Annotated in this window: 22 protein-coding genes and 1 pseudogene; 12 read left to right on the forward strand and 11 right to left on the reverse strand. The window is 67.8% G+C overall.

What is annotated here, in order from left to right; all coding sequences use genetic code 11:
• Positions 1-353, forward strand: a pseudogene (locus EV657_RS09735) (hypothetical protein); the annotation flags it as partial.
• A gap of 202 nt (positions 354-555) precedes the next feature.
• Here the strand turns inward: EV657_RS09735 and EV657_RS09740 are convergent.
• Together EV657_RS09740 and EV657_RS09745 are read right to left on the reverse strand one after the other, a co-directional pair.
• Entirely contained in the window at positions 556-846 is a 291-nt protein-coding gene (locus EV657_RS09740; RefSeq protein ID WP_113668242.1) for an ArsR/SmtB family transcription factor, read from the reverse strand.
• A gap of 503 nt (positions 847-1,349) precedes the next feature.
• Positions 1,350-1,589, reverse strand: a complete 240-nt coding sequence (locus EV657_RS09745) for an accessory factor UbiK family protein (RefSeq protein WP_134077766.1) — start codon at positions 1,587-1,589, stop codon at positions 1,350-1,352.
• 99 nt (positions 1,590-1,688) lie between these two features.
• On the opposite strand from EV657_RS09745, the gene lgt reads away from it, so the two are divergent.
• From lgt to EV657_RS09770, 5 genes are all read left to right on the forward strand, one after another.
• Positions 1,689-2,579 carry a prolipoprotein diacylglyceryl transferase gene (lgt, locus tag EV657_RS09750; RefSeq protein ID WP_134077767.1) on the forward strand — a complete coding sequence of 297 codons (891 nt, stop codon included), beginning with the start codon at positions 1,689-1,691 and terminating at the stop codon, positions 2,577-2,579.
• Positions 2,576-3,649 (forward strand): class I SAM-dependent methyltransferase, encoded by a 1,074-nt coding sequence (locus tag EV657_RS09755; RefSeq protein WP_134077768.1) that lies wholly within the window; start codon positions 2,576-2,578, stop codon positions 3,647-3,649. The genes lgt and EV657_RS09755 overlap by 4 nt, the downstream gene beginning before the upstream one ends.
• Positions 3,646-4,401: a peptidoglycan editing factor PgeF gene (gene pgeF, locus EV657_RS09760; protein WP_075785040.1), complete on the forward strand. Its 756-nt coding sequence runs from the start codon at positions 3,646-3,648 to the stop codon at positions 4,399-4,401. The genes EV657_RS09755 and pgeF overlap by 4 nt, the downstream gene beginning before the upstream one ends.
• Before the next feature lie 7 nt (positions 4,402-4,408).
• The gene (locus tag EV657_RS09765) at positions 4,409-4,888 is read left to right on the forward strand and encodes a HugZ family pyridoxamine 5'-phosphate oxidase (RefSeq protein ID WP_113668240.1); all 480 of its coding nucleotides are present in this window, start codon (positions 4,409-4,411) and stop codon (positions 4,886-4,888) included.
• Positions 4,889-5,056: 168 nt separating this feature from the next.
• Entirely contained in the window at positions 5,057-5,944 is an 888-nt protein-coding gene (locus EV657_RS09770; protein WP_134077769.1) for a CHAD domain-containing protein, read from the forward strand.
• 30 nt (positions 5,945-5,974) lie between these two features.
• Here EV657_RS09770 and EV657_RS09775 read toward each other — a convergent pair whose 3' ends face one another.
• The gene (locus tag EV657_RS09775) at positions 5,975-7,546 is read right to left on the reverse strand and encodes a lysine--tRNA ligase (protein WP_134077770.1); all 1,572 of its coding nucleotides are present in this window, start codon (positions 7,544-7,546) and stop codon (positions 5,975-5,977) included.
• 143 nt (positions 7,547-7,689) lie between these two features.
• On the opposite strand from EV657_RS09775, the gene EV657_RS09780 reads away from it, so the two are divergent.
• Together EV657_RS09780 and EV657_RS09785 are read left to right on the forward strand one after the other, a co-directional pair.
• Positions 7,690-8,112 (forward strand): tellurite resistance TerB family protein, encoded by a 423-nt coding sequence (locus tag EV657_RS09780; RefSeq protein WP_075785036.1) that lies wholly within the window; start codon positions 7,690-7,692, stop codon positions 8,110-8,112.
• 3 nt (positions 8,113-8,115) lie between these two features.
• The gene (locus EV657_RS09785) at positions 8,116-8,484 is read left to right on the forward strand and encodes a hypothetical protein (protein WP_202241636.1); all 369 of its coding nucleotides are present in this window, start codon (positions 8,116-8,118) and stop codon (positions 8,482-8,484) included.
• Between the two features lie 9 nt (positions 8,485-8,493).
• Here the strand turns inward: EV657_RS09785 and dacB are convergent, their stop codons facing one another.
• The gene (gene dacB, locus EV657_RS09790; RefSeq protein WP_134077772.1) at positions 8,494-9,984 is read right to left on the reverse strand and encodes a D-alanyl-D-alanine carboxypeptidase/D-alanyl-D-alanine endopeptidase; all 1,491 of its coding nucleotides are present in this window, start codon (positions 9,982-9,984) and stop codon (positions 8,494-8,496) included.
• 70 nt (positions 9,985-10,054) lie between these two features.
• Positions 10,055-10,657: a nicotinate-nucleotide adenylyltransferase gene (locus tag EV657_RS09795; RefSeq protein WP_075785034.1), complete on the reverse strand. Its 603-nt coding sequence runs from the start codon at positions 10,655-10,657 to the stop codon at positions 10,055-10,057.
• Between the two features lie 122 nt (positions 10,658-10,779).
• Here EV657_RS09795 and ettA point away from each other — a divergent pair, with 122 nt between their 5' ends.
• From ettA to EV657_RS09815, 4 genes are all read left to right on the forward strand, one after another.
• Complete coding sequence (ettA, locus tag EV657_RS09800; RefSeq protein WP_113668263.1) at positions 10,780-12,447, forward strand: energy-dependent translational throttle protein EttA; 1,668 nt, start codon at positions 10,780-10,782, stop codon at positions 12,445-12,447.
• A 375-nt stretch (positions 12,448-12,822) separates the two neighbouring features.
• Positions 12,823-13,239, forward strand: coding sequence for a nuclear transport factor 2 family protein (locus tag EV657_RS09805; protein ID WP_134077773.1), 417 nt, complete (start codon positions 12,823-12,825; stop codon positions 13,237-13,239).
• Positions 13,236-14,114, forward strand: coding sequence for a polysaccharide deacetylase family protein (locus EV657_RS09810; RefSeq protein ID WP_134077774.1), 879 nt, complete (start codon positions 13,236-13,238; stop codon positions 14,112-14,114). Before EV657_RS09805 ends, EV657_RS09810 begins: the two co-directional genes overlap by 4 nt.
• A 158-nt stretch (positions 14,115-14,272) precedes the next feature.
• Positions 14,273-14,587 carry a bactofilin family protein gene (locus tag EV657_RS09815; protein WP_075785030.1) on the forward strand — a complete coding sequence of 105 codons (315 nt, stop codon included), beginning with the start codon at positions 14,273-14,275 and terminating at the stop codon, positions 14,585-14,587.
• Positions 14,588-14,615: 28 nt separating this feature from the next.
• Here EV657_RS09815 and EV657_RS09820 read toward each other — a convergent pair whose 3' ends face one another.
• The 6 genes from EV657_RS09820 to EV657_RS09845 all read right to left on the reverse strand — a co-directional run bounded on the left by EV657_RS09820 (position 14,616) and on the right by EV657_RS09845 (position 21,508).
• Positions 14,616-15,245 (reverse strand): hypothetical protein, encoded by a 630-nt coding sequence (locus EV657_RS09820; RefSeq protein WP_075785029.1) that lies wholly within the window; start codon positions 15,243-15,245, stop codon positions 14,616-14,618.
• A gap of 173 nt (positions 15,246-15,418) precedes the next feature.
• Positions 15,419-16,132 carry a GNAT family N-acetyltransferase gene (locus EV657_RS09825; protein ID WP_134077775.1) on the reverse strand — a complete coding sequence of 238 codons (714 nt, stop codon included), beginning with the start codon at positions 16,130-16,132 and terminating at the stop codon, positions 15,419-15,421.
• A 352-nt stretch (positions 16,133-16,484) separates the two neighbouring features.
• A complete protein-coding gene (gene aspS / locus EV657_RS09830; protein ID WP_134077776.1) occupies positions 16,485-18,260 on the reverse strand; it encodes an aspartate--tRNA ligase in 1,776 nt (591 codons plus the stop codon).
• Positions 18,261-18,494: 234 nt separating this feature from the next.
• A complete protein-coding gene (gene bchJ, locus EV657_RS09835; RefSeq protein ID WP_134077777.1) occupies positions 18,495-19,091 on the reverse strand; it encodes a bacteriochlorophyll 4-vinyl reductase in 597 nt (198 codons plus the stop codon).
• A 1-nt stretch (position 19,092) separates the two neighbouring features.
• Entirely contained in the window at positions 19,093-20,730 is a 1,638-nt protein-coding gene (gene bchE / locus EV657_RS09840) for a magnesium-protoporphyrin IX monomethyl ester anaerobic oxidative cyclase (protein ID WP_075785025.1), read from the reverse strand.
• Positions 20,731-20,830: 100 nt separating this feature from the next.
• On the reverse strand, positions 20,831-21,508 hold the full coding sequence (locus EV657_RS09845) for a CPBP family intramembrane glutamic endopeptidase (protein ID WP_134077778.1): 678 nt from the start codon (positions 21,506-21,508) through the stop codon (positions 20,831-20,833).
• Between the last annotated feature and the right edge of the window lie 167 nt (positions 21,509-21,675).

Raw genomic sequence — 21,675 nt, forward strand, 5'->3', positions numbered from 1 at the left:
ACTCGACGCGGTCACAGCGCCATCATCCTGCGCGGCGCCACGGCGATCATCCCGGTCCGGAAAAACGGCCGGCCATGGACAGAGGACTGCCCTGCGCCGCTCGGCTCTGCTCCCGGACAGATGGCGGATATCGGCTTGCCCCGCAACGAAACCCTGCGCGCCACGCGTTACCATGCCAGCGCGTTCCGGACGCGGCGGACAGGATACCACGCCCGAAGTCACGCCGAGGCAAAGATGCCCGCGCCGGTTCGCTCGGACCGGTGGCGCTGAACCGGCTCGGCCCCAAGTCCTTCGGAGAGCGCATCGCCGCGAGAGACCCGGACCGCCAAGCCGCCGAAATCCACATCCGCGTCATTCGCCATTGCCGCTCGGACCAATGGCGCGACATGGCTCGTTCATCAGCCGTCTCAACGCTCCGGCACCGCCGAAAGCGTCCGCGTGGCCTGAACCTGAAGGGGAAAGGGGAAAGGGAAAGCCACGCCTCGGGCCGCCTTTCGGCAACAATGCCCAGCCATTCCGGTCGAGGCCGACCGATCGGTGAAGCAGCCTCCGCACTCATGCCGCGCTCCGGCCCCTGGCCGCAGAGGCAGCAAGCACGGCCTCGACGATGGCGCGAATCCCCGCGGGCATGTCGGCGTTCAGGCGATAGCGGACCCATTGTGCGTCGCGGCGGTCGGTGACCAGCCCCGCCTGCTTCAGCACCTTCATGTGCGGCGACATCCTGCTTTGGGTGACATCGAGCCTCGCCATCAATTCGCAGACGCAATGGTCCGATCCGTCGCCGAGCAGGCGCATCGCCTCCAGCCGGGTGGGTTCGGCGAGGGCTGCGAGACTGGATAGCGCCATGACCACCTCCGTACATGCGCATGAGCGCATACGCGGCAGCCTGGGTCGTCGATATGGGTCAATCCGCGCGGTCCATGCCGGGTCCGCAGCGAAAGATCGGCCGTCGACCGGTCCGCTTCTCCGTCTCATGCGGACTGGACGCCCCGCGCACCAGGGCCGTGCCCCGTCAGACATCGGCCCGGTCGCATCGCGCCGCGCGAGCCCGGGAGGCAATCATTGCCCCCGGCATCGGGCTTAAGCGACCTAAAGCTTTGCGCAAAGAGATGACGCTCAAAGAGCCTCTGGCAGGGCAAGGCGGCGTGGCGGCTCCCGCCCGGAACCGCCCATACGGCCACTGCCCCCGGCCACAGGAACTTCATGGGCGCAAGAACCGGGGCGGATGCCATGCCGGTTCCTTCGGGCCCCGAATTTTCGCAGAAAATTCGCCCCCTCCGCCCGACCGAACGCGCCCAGGGATCCGGGGCACGGCTTGCCCGCGCCCCGTTTGCATTGACTCCTCGGGCCTATTTCGCCTCCAGCGCCGCGATCTGGGCCTTCAGCGCCTCGTTTTCCTCGCGCGCCTTCTGGGCCATGGCGCGCACCGCATCGAATTCCTCGCGGGTCACGAAGTTGCGGTCGGCGAGCCAGCGATCGAGCATGCTCTTCATCGCCGTCTCGGCCTCGTCCTTGGCACCCTGGGCCACGCCCATGGCATTCGTCATCAGCTTCGACATGTCGTCGAGAAATTTGTTGCGGGTCTGCATGGCGGCCTCTGGCATTTACATTCGCGCCCTATATGGCCCGCAGGCGGCGCAAGCTCAAGGTTGACTTCGCCGCGCAGCCCAGAGAACAGAAGGCCCAAGATGCAAGCGGTTCTCCCCTTTCCCGACCTCACCTCCGAGATCTTCTCGATCTCGGTCTTTGGCTTCGACTTCGCCCTGCGCTGGTATGCGCTGGCCTATATCGCCGGGATCGTGATCGGCTGGCGGCTGGTCGTCGCACTGATGCGGCGCGAGCGGCCCTGGCCCGCCTCCCGCCCGCCGATGAGGCCCGAGCAGGTCGAGGAACTGCTGACCTGGATCGTGCTGGGCGTGATCCTCGGCGGACGGCTCGGCTTCGTGCTGTTCTACAAACCGCTCTATTATCTGCAGGCCCCCTGGGAGATCCCGATCCTCTGGCACGGAGGCATGGCCTTCCATGGCGGCTTGCTGGGGGTCATGGCGGCGGTGCTGCTTTTTACCCGAAAGCACGGCATCCCGCTGCTGCCCGCCGCCGACGCGCTGGCGCTGGCCACGCCGCCGGGGCTTTTCTTCGGACGGATCGCGAATTTCATCAATGCAGAGCTCTGGGGCCGCCCCTCCGATCTGCCCTGGGCCGTCGTCTTCCCCGGCGAGGCCGCGCAATACTGCCCCGGCTGGGACAGCTTTCCCTGCGCCCGTCATCCCTCGCAACTGTACGAGGCCGGGCTCGAAGGGCTTCTGCTTGGCGCGGTCCTGCTTTGGCTTGCGCTGGCCCGCGGCGCGCTGAAGACGCCCGGACGCATCGCCGGGACCTTCTTTGCGGGCTACGGGCTCGCGCGCTTTGCCGTCGAATTCGTCCGTCAGCCCGATGCGCAATTCGCAGGCCCGGGCAATCCGCTGGGCCTTGCGCTGCACTGGCAGGGCTACGGGCTGACCATGGGGCAGCTTTTGTCGCTGCCGATGATGGCGCTGGGGCTCGGGCTTATCCTGGTCTCGGCGCGGCGACGGGCATGACCCCGCTTGCACGGCTTCTCGCCCGGCGGATCGCGGCGACCGGCCCGATCGGCATCGCCGACTTCATGGCCGATTGCCTGATGCATCCCGAGCATGGCTATTACAGCACCCGCGATCCGTTCGGAGAGGCGGGCGATTTCACCACCGCCCCCGAGATCAGCCAGATGTTCGGCGAGCTTCTGGGACTCTGGCTCGCGCAGGTCTGGCTCGACCAGGGCGCGCCCGCACCCTTTGCTCTGGCCGACCTCGGCCCCGGGCGCGGTACGCTGATGGCCGATCTCTGGCGTGCCACGAAGCGGGTGCCGGGCTTTCACGCGGGCGCCCGGCTGCATCTGGTCGAGACCTCGCCCCATCTGCGCGCCCGCCAGCGCCAGGCGTTGCCGGGGCTCGACATCGCCTGGCTCGACAGCGCCGACGCCCTGCCCGAGGCGCCTCTCTTCGTGATCGCCAACGAGTTCTTCGATGCCCTGCCGATCCGCCAGTTCCAGCGCGATGCCGCGGGCTGGCGCGAGCGCCTGGTCGGGCTCGAGGACGACAGGCTGACCCTCGGGCTGTCGGCGCCGGTGCCGCTTGCCGCACTGGACCACCGGCTGGCCGATACCGAACCGGGCGACATCGTCGAGACCTGCGCCCCCGCCTGCGCCATCGTCGAGACCCTGGCCGCGCGGATCGCCGCCCGGGGCGGGGCCGCGCTGATCGTCGATTACGGCGGCTGGCACAGCCTCGGCGACACGCTGCAGGCCCTGCGCGCGCACCGGCCCGAGCCGCCGCTCGCCCATCCCGGCGAGGCCGATCTGACCGCCCATGTCGATTTCGAGGCGCTGGCCCGCGCCGCCCGAACCGTCGAGGGCCTCCGCGTCAGCGGCCCGACCCCCCAGGGCGTGCTGCTGGAACGGCTCGGGATTGCGGCGCGCGCCCAGGCGCTGGCGCAAAACCTCGCCGGTGCGGCGCTGCGAAGCCATATTGCCGCACATCGCCGCTTGACCCACCCCGAGGAAATGGGAACGCTCTTCCAGACACTCGCGCTGACCCCCGCACGGGCCCCCGATCCCCCAGGACTTCGTTCATGACTTTGGAAATTCTCACCTCGAACGCACTCGCGCCGCTGCGTCACGGGTTCTTCACCCGGCAGGGCGGCGCGTCGTCCGGGATTTTCTGGGGGCTCAATTGCGGCGGCGGCTCGTCGGACCTGTCCGAGGCGGTGGCGATCAACCGCAACCGGGTCGCGGGCGCCATGGGCGTGGACACCGACCGCCTTGTCACCGTGCATCAGGTCCATTCCGCCGCTGTCGCGGTGATCGAGGCCCTGCCAGAAGCTCCGCTGCGCGCCGATGCCATGGTCACCCGGACCCCCGGGCTGGCGCTGGGCGTGCTGACCGCCGATTGCCAGCCTGTGCTGTTTGCGGACCGCACGGCCGGGGTGGTGGGCGCCGCCCATGCGGGCTGGAAGGGCGCGCTTGGGGGCATTCTCGAGGCCACGCTCGACGCGATGGAAACGCTCGGCGCCCGGCGCGACGACACGGTCGCCGTGATCGGCCCGACCATCAGCCAGCGCGCCTATGAGGTCGGGCCGGAATTCCTCGACACGTTCCTGACCGAGGACCCCGACTCGACGCGGTTCTTCGCCGCCGGCAAGGGCGACCGCGTCCAGTTCGACCTGCCGGGCTTCAGCCTCGCGCGCCTGCGCGGCGCGGGCATCGGCCAGGCGATCTGGACCCGCCATTGCACCTATTCCGACCCGGACCGGTTCTTTTCCTACCGCCGCAGCGTCCATGCGGGCGAGGCCGATTACGGGCGGCTGATCTCGGCGATCCGGCTGTGACCCCGCGATGAGCGCCAAGGACCCGTTCCGCCCGGCCGACGATGCCGCCCGCGCGCTGGCCCGCAAGCTGATCGCCGAGGCGCGGTATGCCGCGCTGGCGGTTCTGCGCGACGGCGCGCCCTTCGTCACCCGGATCGCGCTGGCGCCGGGGCCGGACGGTCTGCCGGTGACGCTGATCTCGGATCTGGCACCGCATACGGCGGCGTTGCGCGCCCTGCCCGACTGTTCGCTGCTGGTCGGCGAGCCCGGCCCCAAGGGCGACCCGCTGACCCATCCGCGCCTGACCCTGCAGGCCCGCGCGGTCTTCGCGACCCGGCCCGCCGAGCGGACGGCGCTGCGCGACCACTATCTCGACCACCAACCGAAGGCCCAGCTTTACGCGGATTTCGCCGATTTCCATTTCGTCCGGCTGGTGCCCCATTCGGGCCATCTGAACGGCGGGTTCGGCCAGGCCTTCCGGCTGATGGCCGAAGATCTGGGCGCCTGACGCTCATTTTCGCAGCCCCGCGACGCCTGACCGCAGCCGCGCGTCGGGCGCAGGGGCGCTGCGCCGCCCGCGCATCTTCCTCTCCTGTCACAAAGGACTAACATCCCGGTTCTAGGCATCGGATCGGATTCCGGAATCATACGAGTTCAAGGACACGACTTTTCCAGCATGACCTATCGCCTGAAACGCTCGGACAAGAGCACCGAAGCGGCCCTGCGCCGGATCGCGATCGAGGAAATCGACGCCGCCCTCACCGAACTCGACGACCCGGGGATCGAGCTGCATGAAAAGGTCCACGGCCTGCGCAAGCGCGCCAAGAAGCTGCGCGGGCTGATCCGCCTCGTGCGCCCCGCCTTCCCGGCCTATGCCCGCGAGAACGGCGCGATCCGGGACGCGGCGCGGCGCCTGTCGGGGTTGCGCGACCGCGAGGGCATGGTCGAGACCTTCGACAAGCTGGTCGCCGGGGGCCGGCTGGACGGGTTCGAGCCGGTGCGCGCGCATCTGGTCGCGGCCCGCGACCGCGCCGCCGCCAAGGCCCATGTCGAGGAGGATCTGGCGGCGTTCCGGCTGGACATGCTGGGGCTGCGCGAACGGGCGCGCAGCTGGGCGCTTTACGGCGGCGGCTTCCGGCCGATGCGGCGCGGGTTGCAGCGCACCTTCGACCGCGCGCGCAAGGGCCGCGCCGCGGCCGCCGAGGCGCCCGAGGTCGCGGTGATCCACGACTGGCGCAAGCGCGTGAAATATCACTGGTATCACACCCGGCTTCTGCGGCCGATCGAACGCGGGCCGCTGGGGCGCCGGGCGAAGAAGGTCGAGGAACTGTCCGAGCTTCTGGGCGATCACCACGACCTTGCCGTGCTGGACACCCATCTTGCGGCGACCCCCGACCTGCCGGGCGGGGCCGAGACCCGCGACGCCCTGCGCGCGCGCATCGCGGCGCGGCAGGCCGATCTGGCCGAGGCCGCGCAGACCCTCGGCGCGCGGCTTTTCGCCAGCCCGGCCAAGGATCTTGGCCGAAGCTGGAAACGCTGGTGGAAGTCCTGGCACCGGGACTAGGCGTCCCGGCAGCCGGGCGGCCCGGGCGGCTCAGCCCCGGGCCAGCGCGTCCTCGATCAGGCGCACGGTCTCGTCGACGCCGTAAAGCGCGATGAACCCGCCGAAGCGCGGCCCCTGGCTCGCGCCCAGCAGCACCTCGTAAAGCGCCTTGAACCAGTCGCGGAGCGGCTCGAACCCGTGATCCTTGCCGACCGCGAAGACGAGGCTTTGCAGCTCTTCGGCATCGAGCCCGCCGTCCCAGACCTTGAGCCGGGCCACCAGATCCTCCATCGCCGCGCGTTCGGTCGCGTCGGGGGCGCGGAACTGGCGCTGCGGGGCCACGAAGTCGTGGAAATAGCGCACCGCGAAGGCCGCCGCCTGATCGAGATCGGGATGGGTCTCGGGCGAGGCCTCGGGCGCATAGCGCCGGATGAAGCCCCACAGCCCGTCCTTGTCGGTCGCCCCCGCCACCGAGGCGAGGTTCAGAAGCATCGCGAAGGGCACCACCATCCGGCTTTCGGGCGGGGTGCCGCCATGGATGTGCCAGACCGGGTTGTCGATCTGCGCCTTCAGGTCCTGCCCCGGGAAGGCGCGCAGCTGCTGGTGGTATTCGTCCACCGCCTTCGGGATCACGTCCCACCAGAGCCGCTTGGCGGTCTTGGGCTTCTGGTACATGAAATAGCTCAGGCTCTCGGTCGCGGCATAGGTCAGCCATTCGTCGATGGTCAGCCCGTTGCCCTTCGATTTCGAGATCTTCTCGCCGCTTTCGTCGAGGAACAGCTCGTAGGTGAAATGCTCGGGCTTCCTGCCGCCGAGGATTTCGCAGATCCGGTCGTAGATCGGCGTGTTGGTCGAATGGTCCTTGCCATACATCTCGAAATCGACGCCCAGCGCGGCCCAGCGCGCGCCGAAATCGGGCTTCCACTGCAGCTTGACCTTGCCGCCCGTCACCGGCAGCGTCCATTCGCGGCCGTCCTCGTCGTCGAAGGTGATGGTGTGATTGACCGCATCGACCTGCTTCATCGGCACGTACAGCACGCGCCCGGTCTCGGGATGGATCGGCAGGAAGATCGAATAGGTCTGCTGACGTTCCTCGCGCAGCGATTTCAGCATCACCGCCATCAGGTCGTCATAGCGTTCGGTCGCCAGCTTCAGCGTGTCGTCGAACCGGCCCGAGCGGTAGAACTCGGTCGCCGAATAGAATTCGTATTCGAACCCGAAGGTGTCGAGGAACCGCCGCAGCATCGCGTTGTTGTGATGCCCGAAGCTCTCATATTCGCCGAACGGGTCGGGCACCGAGGTCAGCGGCCGCTGCAGATGTTCGCGCAGCATCTCCTGGTTCGGCACGTTGCCGGGCACCTTGCGCATGCCGTCCATGTCGTCCGAGAAACAGATCAGCCGGGTCGGGATGTCCGAGATCGCCTCGAAGGCGCGGCGGATCATCGTCGTGCGCAGAACCTCGCCGAAGGTGCCGATATGGGGCAGACCCGAGGGGCCGTAGCCGGTCTCGAACAGGATATAGCCCTTGTCCGAAGCCCCCTTCTCGGCACGCTTGAGCAGCTTCCGGGCCTCTTCGAAGGGCCAGGCCTTGGAACTCATCGCGGCGTCGCGGAGGTTGGACATCGTTTCGCACTCTCTTCGCTGGACGGGCCCCGGGCCCGGCGCTTCGCTGGCCGGACCCCATGCCCGGCAAGGCCCCGACTCCTATTGCCCCCCTTGCGCCACGTCAATATTCTGCGCCGCAACACGACCCCACGGAGGCCCCCTTGAGCGAACCCGAAACGCCCCTTTCCGCCCAGGACGCGCTGGTCGCGATCATGGTCGCGGTCTCCGCCTCGGATGAAACCATCCGCACCGCCGAACTGGTGACCATCGAGCGGATGGTGAATCACCTGCCGATCTTCGCCGCTTACGATCAGGACCGCATCCGCATCGTGGCCCAGACCGTGTTCGACCTGTTCAGCGAATATGACGGGCTCGACGCGCTGTTCGGGCTGGTCAACGAGGCGCTGCCCGACAAGCTGCACGAAACCGCCTATGTGCTGGCCTGCGACGTGGCCGCGGCCGATGGCCGCCTGGGCGAGACCGAATTGCGGCTTCTGGAAGAGATCCGCTACGAGCTGAACATCGACCGGCTGGCGGGCGCGGCCATCGAGCGGGCGGCACGGGCGCGGCATACGGTGCTTTAGCCGGTGGTTCCCGTCGATCTGCCCGCGCGGTTCTGGCCCTTCGCCGACCGCTTCGTCGCTGCGGCGGAAATCGTGGTGGACCGGCCCAGGGGCTCGGCCCATCCGCGCTTTCCCGAACTCGTCTATCCGCTTGATTATGGCTATCTCGACGGGACCCGCGCCATTGACGGCGACGGGGTGGACCTGTGGCGCGGCAGCCTGCCCGAGCCTCGGGTGACCGGCGTTCTGGCCTCGATGGACCTCAGCAAGCGCGATGCCGAACTGAAGCTGCTCTTGGGCTGCACCGAAGCCGAAATGGCCGAGATCGACGCCTTTCACAATCAGGCGGGCTTCATCGCGGGGCTGCTGGTGGTCCGGCCCGACGGCGTCTGAGACGGCCGGTCAGGCATACAGGTCCGCCCATCGCCTCAGAAAATCCTGTTGCAGCGCGCGCGAGCGCGAAATCCAGGCCTTGCCGCCTGGCGGGTGTTCCATCTCTTCGGGGCCGAGCCGCGCGCGGCGTGCCTCGTCGGCCGAGAACATCGCGAAAGCCATCTGCCGCCCGCCGGGCGCGCCGATATAGCCCGCCAGCGCCGAGACGAAATTCAGCGTGCCGGTCTTGGCCGAGACCTCGACCGGATGCCCGGTCTGCGGCCGTCCCGCGTCGTCGCGGATCGGAATGTCCTTCAGAAGCGGCCGCAGCCGCCCTTCGGGCGCGGCGATGGCCAGCGTGCGGACCAGTTCCATCGGCGACAGCCGCGAGGCGTCGCCCAGTCCCGAATGATCGACAAACCGCGCCTTGTGCGCGCCCATGCGGGTCTGCAGCCACTCGGTCATCGCCTGCCCGGACTCGGCCAGGCTTTGCGGCCGGGCGCCGCGCGCGATGGTCGAGGCCAGCCCCACCGCCTCGGCGGTGACATTGGTCGAGTATTTCAGCATCCCGCGCAGGATCTCGGCCAGAGGCGCGCTGTCGATCCGGCCAAGCTGGATGCCGGCGGGCGCACCGGCCACCTCCTGCGGCGTGGCGAGCACGATGCCATGCGAGCGCGCCAGCGTCTGGAACACCTCGGCGCAATACAGCGCCGGTCGGCGCACCGGCAGCCAGCGCGCGCCCTCGGCCCCAAGCGCGCCCTGGGCCACCGTCCATTCGTCGATGCCCCCGTTCGAGGCATAGGTGTAGACCGGCGTCGCCCGGTCGACGACATGAATGCGCGCCACGCCGACCTGGGGCGCATAGCGCCGGGCGCGGGCATCCATCGTCACCGCATAGCCGCCCGCCGCGCGGCGCCATTCGAAATGGACCCGGTTGAAGTTGAGGTTCAGCCCCGAAATCGCCGGGTTGTAGCCAACCTGCGGCGGCTGGCCCGGATCGATCGCGGGCAGACCCGGCAGCGCCCCCGCATGGTACAGGAAGCGCCCCCGCACCTCGGTCACCCCGGCGGCCTTCAGCTGGGCAGCCAGATCGCCCAAGAGGTCGGTATCGAGCGTCGGATCGCCGCCCCCCGCCAGCACCAGATCGCCCTCGAGCCGCCCGCCGGTCACCGGTCCCGTCGCGATCAGCCGGGTGGAGAAGCGAAACTCGGGGCCGAGCGCGTCCAGCGCATAAAGCGCCGTGACCGACTTCGCGACCGAGGCCGGGGCCAGGCCCAGAAGCGGCTTGTGCGCCTCCAGCAGCGTGCCGGTTTCGACATCGACAAGGGCGAAGGCGAACTTGCCCGATAGTCCCGCCGCCTCGATCAGCTGCGCCGCATCGGCGACCCGGCCGCGCAATTCGGGACGCGGCCGCGGCACCGGCGAACGGTCGAGCGGCGCGCCCAGCGCCGAGGCTGCGGGACCCGCCATAAGACCGGCCAGAAACAGCCGTCGCGAAAGCTGTGAGAGGGGCGTCGTCATGGGGCGGAGTGAACCAGACCGGCCCGGTTCGGGCAAGGTGGGAAAGGGTTAATCGCCACAGCCGCCACGCCTATCCGCGCCAGTCGCCCCGCGCCCGGATCTCGGAGGACGACAAATCCACCATCGGCATGTTCAGATAGCACCAGGCCGGGGGCTGCCGGTCTGCCAGACAAGGCGCGCGATCGGCCGAAAGCCGATAGCGGGCATGGGTGATCGCGGCCCGCGACCGGCGCGCGGCCACCCCCTGCCCCGGGCGCGCCAGCACGCCCACCGGCACGTTGTCGAGGATCCAGCGCCAGCGGTCCCAGCGGTGAAAGTCGATCAGATTGTCGGCCCCCATCAGCCAGACGAACCGCACCCCGGGATACAGCGCCATCAGGCGTTTCAGCGTCTGGGCGGTGTAGCGGGTGCCGATCCGGGCCTCCAGATCGGTGATCTCGACCCGCGGGTGATCCATCACCGCCCGGGCTGCCGCGATCCGCCGCGCCATCGGGGCCGGGCCTTCCGACTTCAGCGGATTGCCCGGCGAGACCAGCCACCAGACCCGGTCGAGCCCGAACCGTTTCAGGGCCGTGCGCGTGATATGGGCATGGCCCTCATGGGCCGGATCGAAAGACCCGCCCAGAAGCCCGATCCGCATCCCGGCCCGCGCCGTCGGAAGCCCCGCCCGCATTCGCCCGTCCCACCGCCTCGTTCGACACAGGGCCGCACGTTAACCTGCCCGTCATTGCCCTTGTCCAGCGGAATCGCTATGTGCAGACGCAACTCTTACACCTTTTGCACGAGGCGTTCGCGATGGCTTCCTACCAATATGTCTACCACATGGACGGCGTGTCCAAGACCTATCCGGGCGGCAAGAAGTGCTTTGAGAACATTCGCCTGAACTTCCTTCCCGGGGTCAAGATCGGGGTCGTGGGCGTCAACGGCGCCGGGAAATCGACGCTCCTGCGCATCATGGCGGGCTGGGACAAGGACTTCTCGGGCGAGGCCTGGGCCGCCAAGGGCGCCCGCGTCGGCTATCTGCCGCAGGAACCCGAACTCGACGCCGCGCTGACCGTGCGTGAAAACGTCATGCTGGGCGTGGCCGGGAAGAAGGCCAAGATCGACCGGTTCAACGAGATCGCCATGCAGGTCGCCGAGGATTACTCGGACGAGCTGATGGAAGAGATGACGACCCTGCAGGACCAGATCGACGCGGAAAACCTCTGGGATCTCGACAGCCAGATCGATGTCGCGATGGAGGCCCTGCGCTGCCCGCCCGACGACGCCCCTGTCGAAACCCTTTCGGGCGGCGAAAAGCGCCGGGTGGCGCTGTGCAAACTGCTGCTGGAAGCGCCCGACATGCTGCTGCTGGACGAGCCGACAAACCATCTGGACGCCGAGACCATCGCCTGGCTGCAACAGCACCTGATCGAGTACAAGGGCACGATCCTGATCGTTACCCACGACCGCTATTTCCTCGACGACATCACCGGCTGGATCCTCGAACTGGATCGCGGCCGGGGCATCCCCTACGAGGGCAACTATTCGAGCTGGCTGGAACAGAAGGCCAAGCGGCTGGAACAGGAAGCCCGCGAGGACAAGGCCAAGCAGAAGCAGCTGGAACGCGAACTGGACTGGATCCGCGCGGGCCAGAAGGCGCGGCAGGCGAAATCCAAGGCCCGGATCCAGGCCTATGAGGAACTGGCCGGCCAGTCCGAACGCGAAAAGCTGGGCCGCGCGCAGATCATCATTCCGAACGGGCCCCGTCTTGGCGGCAAGGTGATCGAGATCGAGGGGCTGAAGAAGGGCTATGGCGACCGGCTGCTGATCGAGGAGCTGAGCTTCGCCCTGCCCCCGGGCGGCATCGTCGGCGTGATCGGCCCGAACGGCGCCGGGAAATCGACCCTGTTCCGCATGCTGACGGGGCAGGAAACGCCCGATGCGGGCGCCATCACCTTCGGCGACACCGTCAAGCTGAGCTATGTCGACCAGTCCCGCGACGCGCTCGACCCCAACAAGACGGTCTGGGAAGAGATCTCGGACGGGCTCGACATCGTGGTTCTGGGCGATGCCGAGGTGAACAGCCGCGCCTATTGTTCGTCCTTCAACTTCAAGGGCGGCGATCAGCAGAAGAAGGTGGGGCTGCTCTCGGGCGGCGAGCGCAACCGCGTCCACATGGCCAAGCTGCTGAAATCGGGCGGCAACGTGCTGCTTCTGGACGAACCGACCAACGACCTGGACGTCGAGACCCTGCAGGCGCTGGAAGCCGCGCTGGAAGATTTCGCGGGCTGCGCGGTCATCATCAGCCACGACCGCTTCTTCCTCGACCGGCTTTGCACCCACATCCTGGCCTTCGAGGGCGAGGCCCATGTGGAATGGTTCGAAGGCAACTTCGAGGCCTATGAGGAAGACAAGATCCGCCGTCTGGGCCCGGACTCGGTCGAGCCGAAGCGGGTGAAGTACAAGAAGTTCGCGCGTTAAACCGCACCCCCCGCCCGGGGCGCCCGAACCTGCGGGCGTCCCTCGACGGATCGCCCCCCAAGCATCGCGTCCGCGCGGCGGAGGGTGATCCGGGGCGTGCGCCCCAATCCGGCGGGTGAATCCCTGGTTCACCTCTTCGGCGTTCACACCTTTCGCACATACGGACGCCCGTTCGCCCCTTTGCTCTCGCCCCGTTCGGTCGGGACCGTCTGAGCGGCGCCCAATCTTTCAACGTCCTCTCGACCAGCGCCTGACGTCCACGCTTTACGGATCGGCGAAGAGGGCATCAGCCGCCTCAGGCGCTTGCCCAACCCCATGCCGCAGGCGTAGGCATCGCCGAGGCGCCACCCCGCGCGCCCTATAGCGAGGCTCCCCATGACCGACCCCGCCGCCGAGGCCAAGCGTATCGTCGAGGCCTATCTCGAACGCTCGATGATCCCCGATCCCGAAGGCGCCGCCGCCTTTCTGGCCGAGGATTTCCGGATGACCTTCACCGGCGGACGGAAATTCGGCGGGCCGGCCGACAGCGCGGGCTTCAACGGCAAGCGCTACGGATGGGTCAAGAAACGGTTCCTTCGGACCGATGCCGTCACCGATCCCGAAACCGGCGAGGTCCGGGTCTACAATACCGGCCATCTTTACGGCGCATGGCCCGACGGCACCCCCTTCGACGGCAACCGCTATATCGACATCTTCACCGTCCGGGACGGCAAGATCGTCTCGACCGATGTCTGGAACGACAGCGCCGAGATCCTGCTGGACCGCGCGGGGCTGGCCGAGGCGCCGCTGTGAGCCTGAAGACCCACGGCCGCTACGACTACAGCCCGATCACCGACCGGCCCGATTTCACCTGGCCCGGAGGCAAACGGCTTGCGGTCTATCTGGGCGTGAACCTCGAACATTTCGCCTTCGGCGAGGGGCTCGGGGCAGAGCTGGCGCCCGGCGGGCCGCAGCCCGACATCCTGAACCATGCCTGGCGCGACTATGGCAACCGGGTGGGCGCCTGGCGGCTGATCGAGATGCTCGACGCGCTCGACCTGCCCGCGACGGTGCTGGCCAATTCCGAGATGTACGACCACGCGCCCGAATTGATGGCCGCCCATCGCACCCGGGGCGACGAGATCGCGGGTCATGGGCGCAGCAACAGCGAACGGCAGGGCACCCTGGACGCGGCCGCCGAACGGGCGCTGATCCGCGAGGCGACAGAGACGCTTGCCCGCGCGGAGGGCAAGGCGCCGCAGGGCTGGCTCAGCCCATGGATCTCGGAAAGCCCGGCCACGCCGGACCTGCTGGCCGAGGCGGGCTATGGCTACACGCTGAACTGGTGCATGGACGATCAGCCGGTCTGGATGCGCACCGTCCATGGGCCGCTGCTGGCGGTGCCCTATCCGCAGGAACTGAACGACATTCCCGCCATTGTCGGCCGCAAGGACAGCGCCGAAACCTTCGCCCGGATGATCGTCGGGAATTTCGACGAAATGCTGGAGCAGTCGGCACACCAGTCGCTGGTGATGGGGATCGCGCTCCATCCCTATATCGTGGGCCAGCCCTACCGGCTGAGGGCGCTGCGCCGGGCGCTGGCCCATATCGCCGGGCATCGCGATCGCATCTGGATCACCACCGCAGGCGCCATCTGCGAAAGCTTCGCCGCGCAGCGGCCCGCCTGATCCATGCGCACAGCCCCGGCGGGTCTTCGCCCATGGCCCCGTCGCAACCGGGCAACGCTGGCGGGATAAGGCGGCCAAGGGTCAGGAGCCCCCTTGTGGCCGGCTCGAACCCGCCCCATTGAGGGGGCGGACAGAAGACCCAACGTGGAGCGGCGCACATGGCCCAGGCAATCATCTCGGAAGACCTGACGATCGAGGGCGATCTCGTCGCCAAGGACAGCGCCGTGATCGTCAACGGCCGGGTCAAGGGCAACATCGCCGCAAAGGCCATCGAGATCAGCGCGACCGGACAGGTCACCGGGTCGCTCTCGGCCGAGACCGTCACCATCAGCGGCGAAATCTCGGGCCGGGTCACCTGCACCGACCTGGCGCTGTCGGCCACGGCGCGGGTTCAGGCCGACCTGACCGCCGAAAGCCTGACCTCGAGCAAGGGCGCGCGGGTTTCCGGCCGGGTCGAAATCACCGGCCGCTGACGCGCAACCTGAACGCCCGAGCGGGCCGTCAGGCCGCGATCCCGGACAGGGCGGGCAGCACCGGCTCGTCGAAACTGAGAAGCCCCAGCATCAGCGTCGCCTGCGCGTGCAGCGTGTCGCGCATATCCTCGACCGCGTCATGCGACCCGGGATGTTCCGCCAGAAGCCGCAGATTGGACGACAAGGCCCGCGAGATGGGCTCGCCCGCGTGGCGCCGGGCCGCGATGTCGGCCTGCCAGTCGAGCGTGCGCAACATGTGGACATTGGCGCCCAGAACAAGCTCCAGCGCCCGGGGCGGGGCGGCGGCGTGGCGCAGTCCGCTGGCATGGGGCGTCAGCGCGCCATAGGCCAGAAGCCCCGGTGCCGACAGGATTTCCTCCAGCCGGAACAGATCCTGACGCGCCTCGGCCTCGAGATACCGGCCGGCAAGGCAGACCGGGCGCCCGTCCTCGCCCATGACCACCAGCGCCTCGGCCGGATGCCCGGTGAGCGAACGTCGCCCGAAAGAGATGAATCGTTTTACGATACCGATGCACTCGCCTGCCCGGGCGTCGTGCGCCCTGGGAAACAGATCGGCCAGCAAGGCACTTGCGCGCGCGCTGACCAGTCCGCGCGTCCATGCAAAAGGCACGGGCGCAATTTCTGCGACCTGGGTCATTTCACGTCCTGCTCGATTTTTTATCTGTTATGCAATTCAGGATAGAATTGCTTTAAATTTTCGAGCAAGCAGAAATTTCATGCCCGCGGGATAGACCGAAAGGTGTTGCAGCGGCGCCGCCCCGGTCAAACCCGGGCGGCCCGCCCGATGCCCGGCCTTGCGGCCTGTCGGCCTCAGCGCGCTTCGGGGTCGCGGGCGACCAGGATCGGCCGCGTCAGGTCGGACAGCCGGACGCGCTGCTGCCCGTCGGCGTCGAAATTGGCGGGGTCGAGCCAGGTCTGGTAGGCGGCTTTCAGCGCCGGCCATTCCGCGTCGATGGCGGCGAACCAGGCGGTGTCGCGGTTCCGCCCCTTGACCACCGTCGCCTGCCGGAAGACGCCCTCGTAGCTCAGCCCGTAGCGTTCGGCCGCCCGGCGCGAGGCCCGGTTCAGCGCGTTGCACTTCCATTCGAGCCGCCGGTAGCCCAGATCGAAGGCGCGGCCGATCAGCAGCGCGACCGCCTCGGTCGCGGCGGGGCGCCGTTGCAGCGCAGCCGAGAAGTTCACATGGCCGATCTCGATCGACCCGGCCTCGGGCGCGATCCTCAGATAGCTGAGCACGCCCAGCGCCCGGCCCGACACCGCCTCGCGCACCGCAAAGAACAGCGGGTCCGGGCCCGGGGCGGCCTGCGCGATCCAGTCGGCCAGCGCAGCTTCGTCCGGGAAGGGGCCGTAGGGCAGATAGGTCCAGATCGAGCCATCGGCCTGATTGGCGGTGTGCAGCTCGGCGGCATGGTCGCGCGCGAGCGGCTCGAGCCGGCAATAGCGCCCCGAAAGGCTGTCGCGGCCGGGCCGGGGCGGCGGCGTCCAGTGCGCAAGCGGAGCGCCGAGCGGCAGGTCCTGGGTCATGGCGGGGTCCTTTGTGATCGGGACCCGTTTAACCCGGTCCCCGCGCGGGGAAAAGCCGGGAAACCGCCCCTGCCTCGGGACAGCCCGGCCCGAGTCCCGCCGCATTCGCCCGTTATGACATTGGTAACGATTGACGAGCTAGGATGAAGCATGATGATCGCACGCCTCAAGACGCTGATCGACCGGACCATCTTCTGGGGCGGCGCCACGTCCTTCACCGTGGCCGCCATCGGTACCCTCTGGCCGCTCTGATCCCCCCTGACGGCCGGACCCAAGTCTGAACGCACCACTCACGAAAAAGAAAAGGCCCCGGCAGAAACGCCAGGGCCTTTTCGATCGGCCCCGAGGGGCCTCACTCCTGCGGGATCACACGCAGAGAGAGGTCGCGAAGCTGGTCGTTGCTGGGCTCGGACGGCGCGCCCATCATCAGGTCCTCGGCGCGCTGGTTCATCGGGAACATGATCACCTCGCGGATGTTCAGCTCGTCCGCCAGCAGCATCACGATCCGGTCGATCCCGGCCGCGCACCCGCCGTGGGGCGGCGGGCCGAAGCGGAAGGCGTTGACAAGGCTCGGGAAGCGCTTGCGCACCTCGTCCTCGGCATAGCCCGCCAGCGCGAAGGCCTTGAACATGATGTCCAGCCGGTGGTTCCGGATCGCGCCCGAGACCAGTTCATAGCCGTTGCAGGCCAGGTCGTACTGATAGCCCCGAACCTTGAGCGGGTCGCCCTCCAGCGCCTCGATCCCGCCCTGCGGCATCGAGAAGGGGTTGTGCTCGAAGTCGATGGCGCCGGTCTCGGCGTCTTTCTCGTACATCGGGAAATCGACGATCCAGCAGAAGGCGAACCGGTCCTTGTCGGTCAGGCCCAGTTCCTCGCCGATGACGGTGCGCGCCTTGCCCGCGACGGTCTGGAAGGCCGAGGGCTTGCCGCCGAGGAAGAAGGCGGCGTCGCCTACGCCAAGGCCCAGCTGCTGGCGGATCGCCTCGGTCCGTTCGGGGCCGATATTCTTGGCCAGCGGGCCCGCGGCCTCCATCTGGCCATCGGTCTCGCGCCAGAAGATGTAGCCCATCCCGGGCAGCCCTTCCTTCTGGGCAAAGGCGTTCATCCGGTCGCAGAACTTGCGGCTGCCGCCGGTGGGCGCGGGGATCGCGCGGATCTCGGTGCCGTCCTGTTCCAGCAGTTTCGCGAAGATCGCAAAGCCCGAGCCGCGGAAATGTTCGCTGACGTCCTGCATCCTGATGGGGTTGCGCAGGTCGGGCTTGTCGGTGCCGTACCACAGCGCCGCATCGGCATAGGAAATCTGCGGCCAGTCGGTATCGACCTTACGGCCGCCGCCGAACTCCTCGAAGATGCCCGCGATCACCGGCTGGACGGTGTCGAACACGTCCTGCTGCTGCACGAAGCTCATTTCCAGGTCGAGCTGGTAGAAGTCGGTGGGCGAGCGGTCGGCGCGCGGGTCCTCGTCGCGGAAGCAGGGCGCGATCTGGAAATAGCGGTCGAAGCCCGAGACCATGATCAGCTGCTTGAAGATCTGCGGCGCCTGCGGCAGCGCGTAGAACTTGCCCGGATGCAGCCGCGAGGGCACCAGGAAGTCGCGGGCGCCCTCGGGGCTCGAGGCGGTGATGATCGGGGTCTGGAATTCGCGGAAGCCCTTGTCCCACATCCGCCGCCGGATCGAGGCCACCACGTCCGAGCGCAGCGTCATATTCGCCTGCATGCTCTCGCGGCGCAGGTCGAGATAGCGATAGCGCAGCCGGGTTTCCTCGGGGTAGTCCTGATCGCCGAAGACCATCAGCGGCAGTTCCTCGGCCTGGCCCAGTACCTCGAGCTCGCGCACGAAGACCTCGATCTCGCCGGTCGGGATCTTGGCGTTCACAAGGCTCTCGTCGCGCGCCTTCACCACCCCGTCGATGCGGATGCACCATTCGGACCGCACCTTCTCGACATCGGCAAAGGCCGGGCTGTCGGGATCGGCCAGCACCTGGGTGATGCCGTAATGGTCGCGCAGGTCGATGAACAGGATGCCGCCGTGATCTCGCACCCGATGGACCCAGCCCGACAGGCGCACGGTCTCGCCCACATGGGACTTGTTCAGGTCGGCGCAGGTATGGCTGCGATAGGCGTGCATCGGACGGTCCTCGGGGCTCGTGTCTTGGGTTCGGGCCGATACACCCCCGATGGCCCCCGAAGTCAAGGGGAGCCGAGACACCGCCGCCCCGCAGCCGCTGCTTTATCCGCCCCGAAGCCCTCTGGCCAGCCCCCGGGCCTCGACGTCCGCCTCACGCCGCGCCGCCGCGCCCCCCGTGAAAGCGCAAACCGCCCGGCCGGATGGCCGGGCGGTTTTCCGTGGGACAGGCCCGCTCTAGGGGCGCGCGATCTCGAACCGGCAGACGGCACTGCCGCTGGCCGAACAGGTCAGTTCGCGGGTGCGCAGGCGCCGGTCGACGAGGGTCTGGAACAGCCGGTCGAACACCGCCTCATGCCAGACGCAGATCGGGTGCGGCGCGGTTTCGTCCCGGATCAGCGGGTTGTCGGTCAGCTCGAAGACCAGCGGCCGGGTCGACACGACCCGGAAGGCCCCCGACCCCGCGAAGGTCCAGCTGTGCTTGGCGATGGCTTTGGCCAGAATGGGCGCGGCCAGCGCGGGCGGCAGCAGCTTCAGCACCCGCTGTGCCATCGGCGGAATGCGATGGGCCAGGATATAGTCCCCGGTCCGCGCCCCGGCCTCGCGCAGCAACTCGGGCGCGCGGCCGGGCAGACGCTGGCGCAGCGCGCGGTGCATGGCACCCGCCGGGCCCTCGTCCATCAGCCCGGCATCGGACGGAGGGGCCGACAGCCCCGCCGCCCCGAGCATCTCGTCGCGCAGCGCGCCCCCGCCCGCCGCCTCCAGCACAGGCAGAAGCTGGAGCACGGCATTCGGTCCGATCCGGCCGGAACGGCCGGACAGGTCGTCCTTCATCTCAGACTTCTTCCATCTGCTGATCGCCGCCCCCGCAGGCCTTCACCTGCGACGGATCGTCGGCGGGCATCTTGAAGCTCGTATCCTTGGACTTGCGCCGCGCAGCCGCCTGGGCGGCGCGGTCGGCGTTCGATTCCCAGTCCTCGATCTGCGCCGCGGCAGGTTTGCGGGACATGTCGAAATCGAAATGCACCTTGTCCTTCGATTGCGGGCCCCAGTAGTTGTTCTTGCCGAGGTCATAGAAGGACCGGCCAACGCCCGCCTTGAGGAACGCCTTGAGGCAGCCCAGCAGGTACCGGCGGCGGAAGCCGCTGCCGCGCCACGGGTAGTGGAGCAGCGCCTTGCGCATGTAGAACCGGCGATAGTTGTGCATCACCCGGTCCAGAAGCTGGGCACGGTCCATCGCCTCGGGCTTCATGATCGGGTTCACGAAGTTGTAGCGGCTGTAATCGAAGACCTCGACCTTGTTGTGCAGCTCCTGGAAGAGCGGCGTGAACGGCCAGGGCGTATACATGGCCCAGTTGGCGAGGTCAGGCTGCCAGTCCCAGCAAAGCTGGAAGGTCTCTTCCAGGGTTTCCTCGGTCTCGTTGTCCATGCCGACGATGAACTGCGCCTCGGTCAGGATGTCGGCCTCGCGCAGAAGCTGGATCGCGCGCTTGTTGTCCTCGACGCGAGTTTCCTTGTTGAACTGGTCGAGCTTCAGTTGTGCGGCGGCCTCGGTCCCGAGCGAGATATGGACGAGCCCCGCCTTGCGGTAGAAGGGCAGCAGTTCCTCGTCGCGCAGGATGTCGGTCACCCGGGTGTTGATGCCCCATTTGACCTTGTCGGGCAGGCCGCGGTCGATCAGCTCCTGGCAGAAGGCGATGAACTTCTTGCGGTTGATGGTGGGTTCCTCGTCGGCGAGGATGAAGAAGCCCACCTTGTGGTTCACGACCAGATCCTCGATCTCGTCGACGACCTTCTTGGGATCGCGGATCCGGTAGTCGCGCCAGAACTTCCATTGCGAGCAGAACGAACAGGTGAACGGGCAGCCGCGCGCCATGTTCGGGATCGCGACCCGGCAGTTCAGCGGGATGTAGATGTATTTCTCCCACTCGAGGATGGTCCAGTCGGGCTTGATCGAATCGACGTCCTTGATGGTGGGCGCGGCGGCGGTCGCCACGATCTCGTCGCCGTCGAGGAATGCCAGACCCTTGATCTCGCGCCGGTTCTCGGGCCATTTGCCGTCCCGGATCGCGTTCATCAGCTCGACCACGATCTCTTCGCCCTCGCCGCGCACGATGGCGTCGATCCAGGGCGCCTCCGACAGCACCTGCTTGAACATGAAGGTCGCGTGGATGCCGCCGAGGACACGGATCGCGTCGGGGACCTCTTCCTTGGCGATCTCAAGCAGCCGTTCGGCCGCGTAGATCGAGGGCGTGATCGAGGTCGAGGCGATCACGTCGGGCTTCAGCGCCTTCAGCTGCTTGCGGATGTCGTCTTCCGAAATGTTGTTGGTCATCGCGTCGATGAACGTGATGTCGTCATATCCCGCAGTCCGCAGCGACCCGGTCAGATACGCGACCCAGGCCGGCGGCCAGTTGCCCGCGATCTCGGCGCCGCCGGACCTGTAGTTGGGATGAATAAAGACAATGCGCATGGATCGACTCCCCGTGTTTCGCGGCGGACCATGCCACATCCCCTGTCAAGCTGACTTGACACAAGTCAAATCGCCGCCACGCGTCTTCTTCGTGTCCGGTCTAGAACGGGCGCACCACATTTCCGGAATAGAAAAGGATGCCAAGCCCGCCGATGAACAGGATCCAGCCCGCCACCGCATGCAGCACCACCGCCAGCGGAAAATTCCGGCGCGCCTCATAGGCCCAGGCGAAGACGATCCCGCCCAGGAAGGTCAGGGCCGAGACCACCACGCTCCAGTACATCAGATGGGCAAGCGAGAAGACGGCGGCATTCAGCACGATCGCGTGCCTGAGGCCCGGCAGGATCGGCCCGTAGCGGCGGAAGAACAGCGCCCGGAAGACGATTTCCTGCGGCAGCGCCGAAAGCGGCGGATAGAACAGCAGGATCGAGCCCAGAAGCGCCGGGTTGGTCCGCACCAGCGCCAGCGCCTCCTGCGGGACCACCAGCATCGTCAAGGTGCCGACGATCAGGGTCGTGACCGCCGAAAAGCCCAGGACCAGCCAGGGATCGATCCGGCTGAGCCCGCGGATCAGATCGGACCAGCGGAAGCCTTCGGTGACCTGCAACAGCAAAAGCCCCATGGCGGTCAGGCTCAGCAGCACCGGAAACAGAGCCTGCGGCGGCATCAGCAGCGCCATCCCGAGCGGCGTCAACAGATAGAACACCACGAATTCCCCCCAGAGTCGGCCCCGGCTGGGGACGCGGGTTTCAAGGGAAAGATCGAGTGTCCAGGCCATTCCTTTTTCCTTTCGCCAGATCGCGGTCGGACGCTTGCGCGCGGGACCGCCTGTCGAGGGCCGCCGCGCTCTGGTCCGGCCGGAGAAGATAGCGCGGGACCCGGGCCTCTCAGCGGCGGCCTCCGGGCAGTATGCTGGCAGATCGTTCACAAATGCGGTAACGCCCG

Source organism: Rhodovulum visakhapatnamense, assembly GCF_004365965.1.
Classification (GTDB): domain Bacteria; phylum Pseudomonadota; class Alphaproteobacteria; order Rhodobacterales; family Rhodobacteraceae; genus Rhodovulum; species Rhodovulum visakhapatnamense.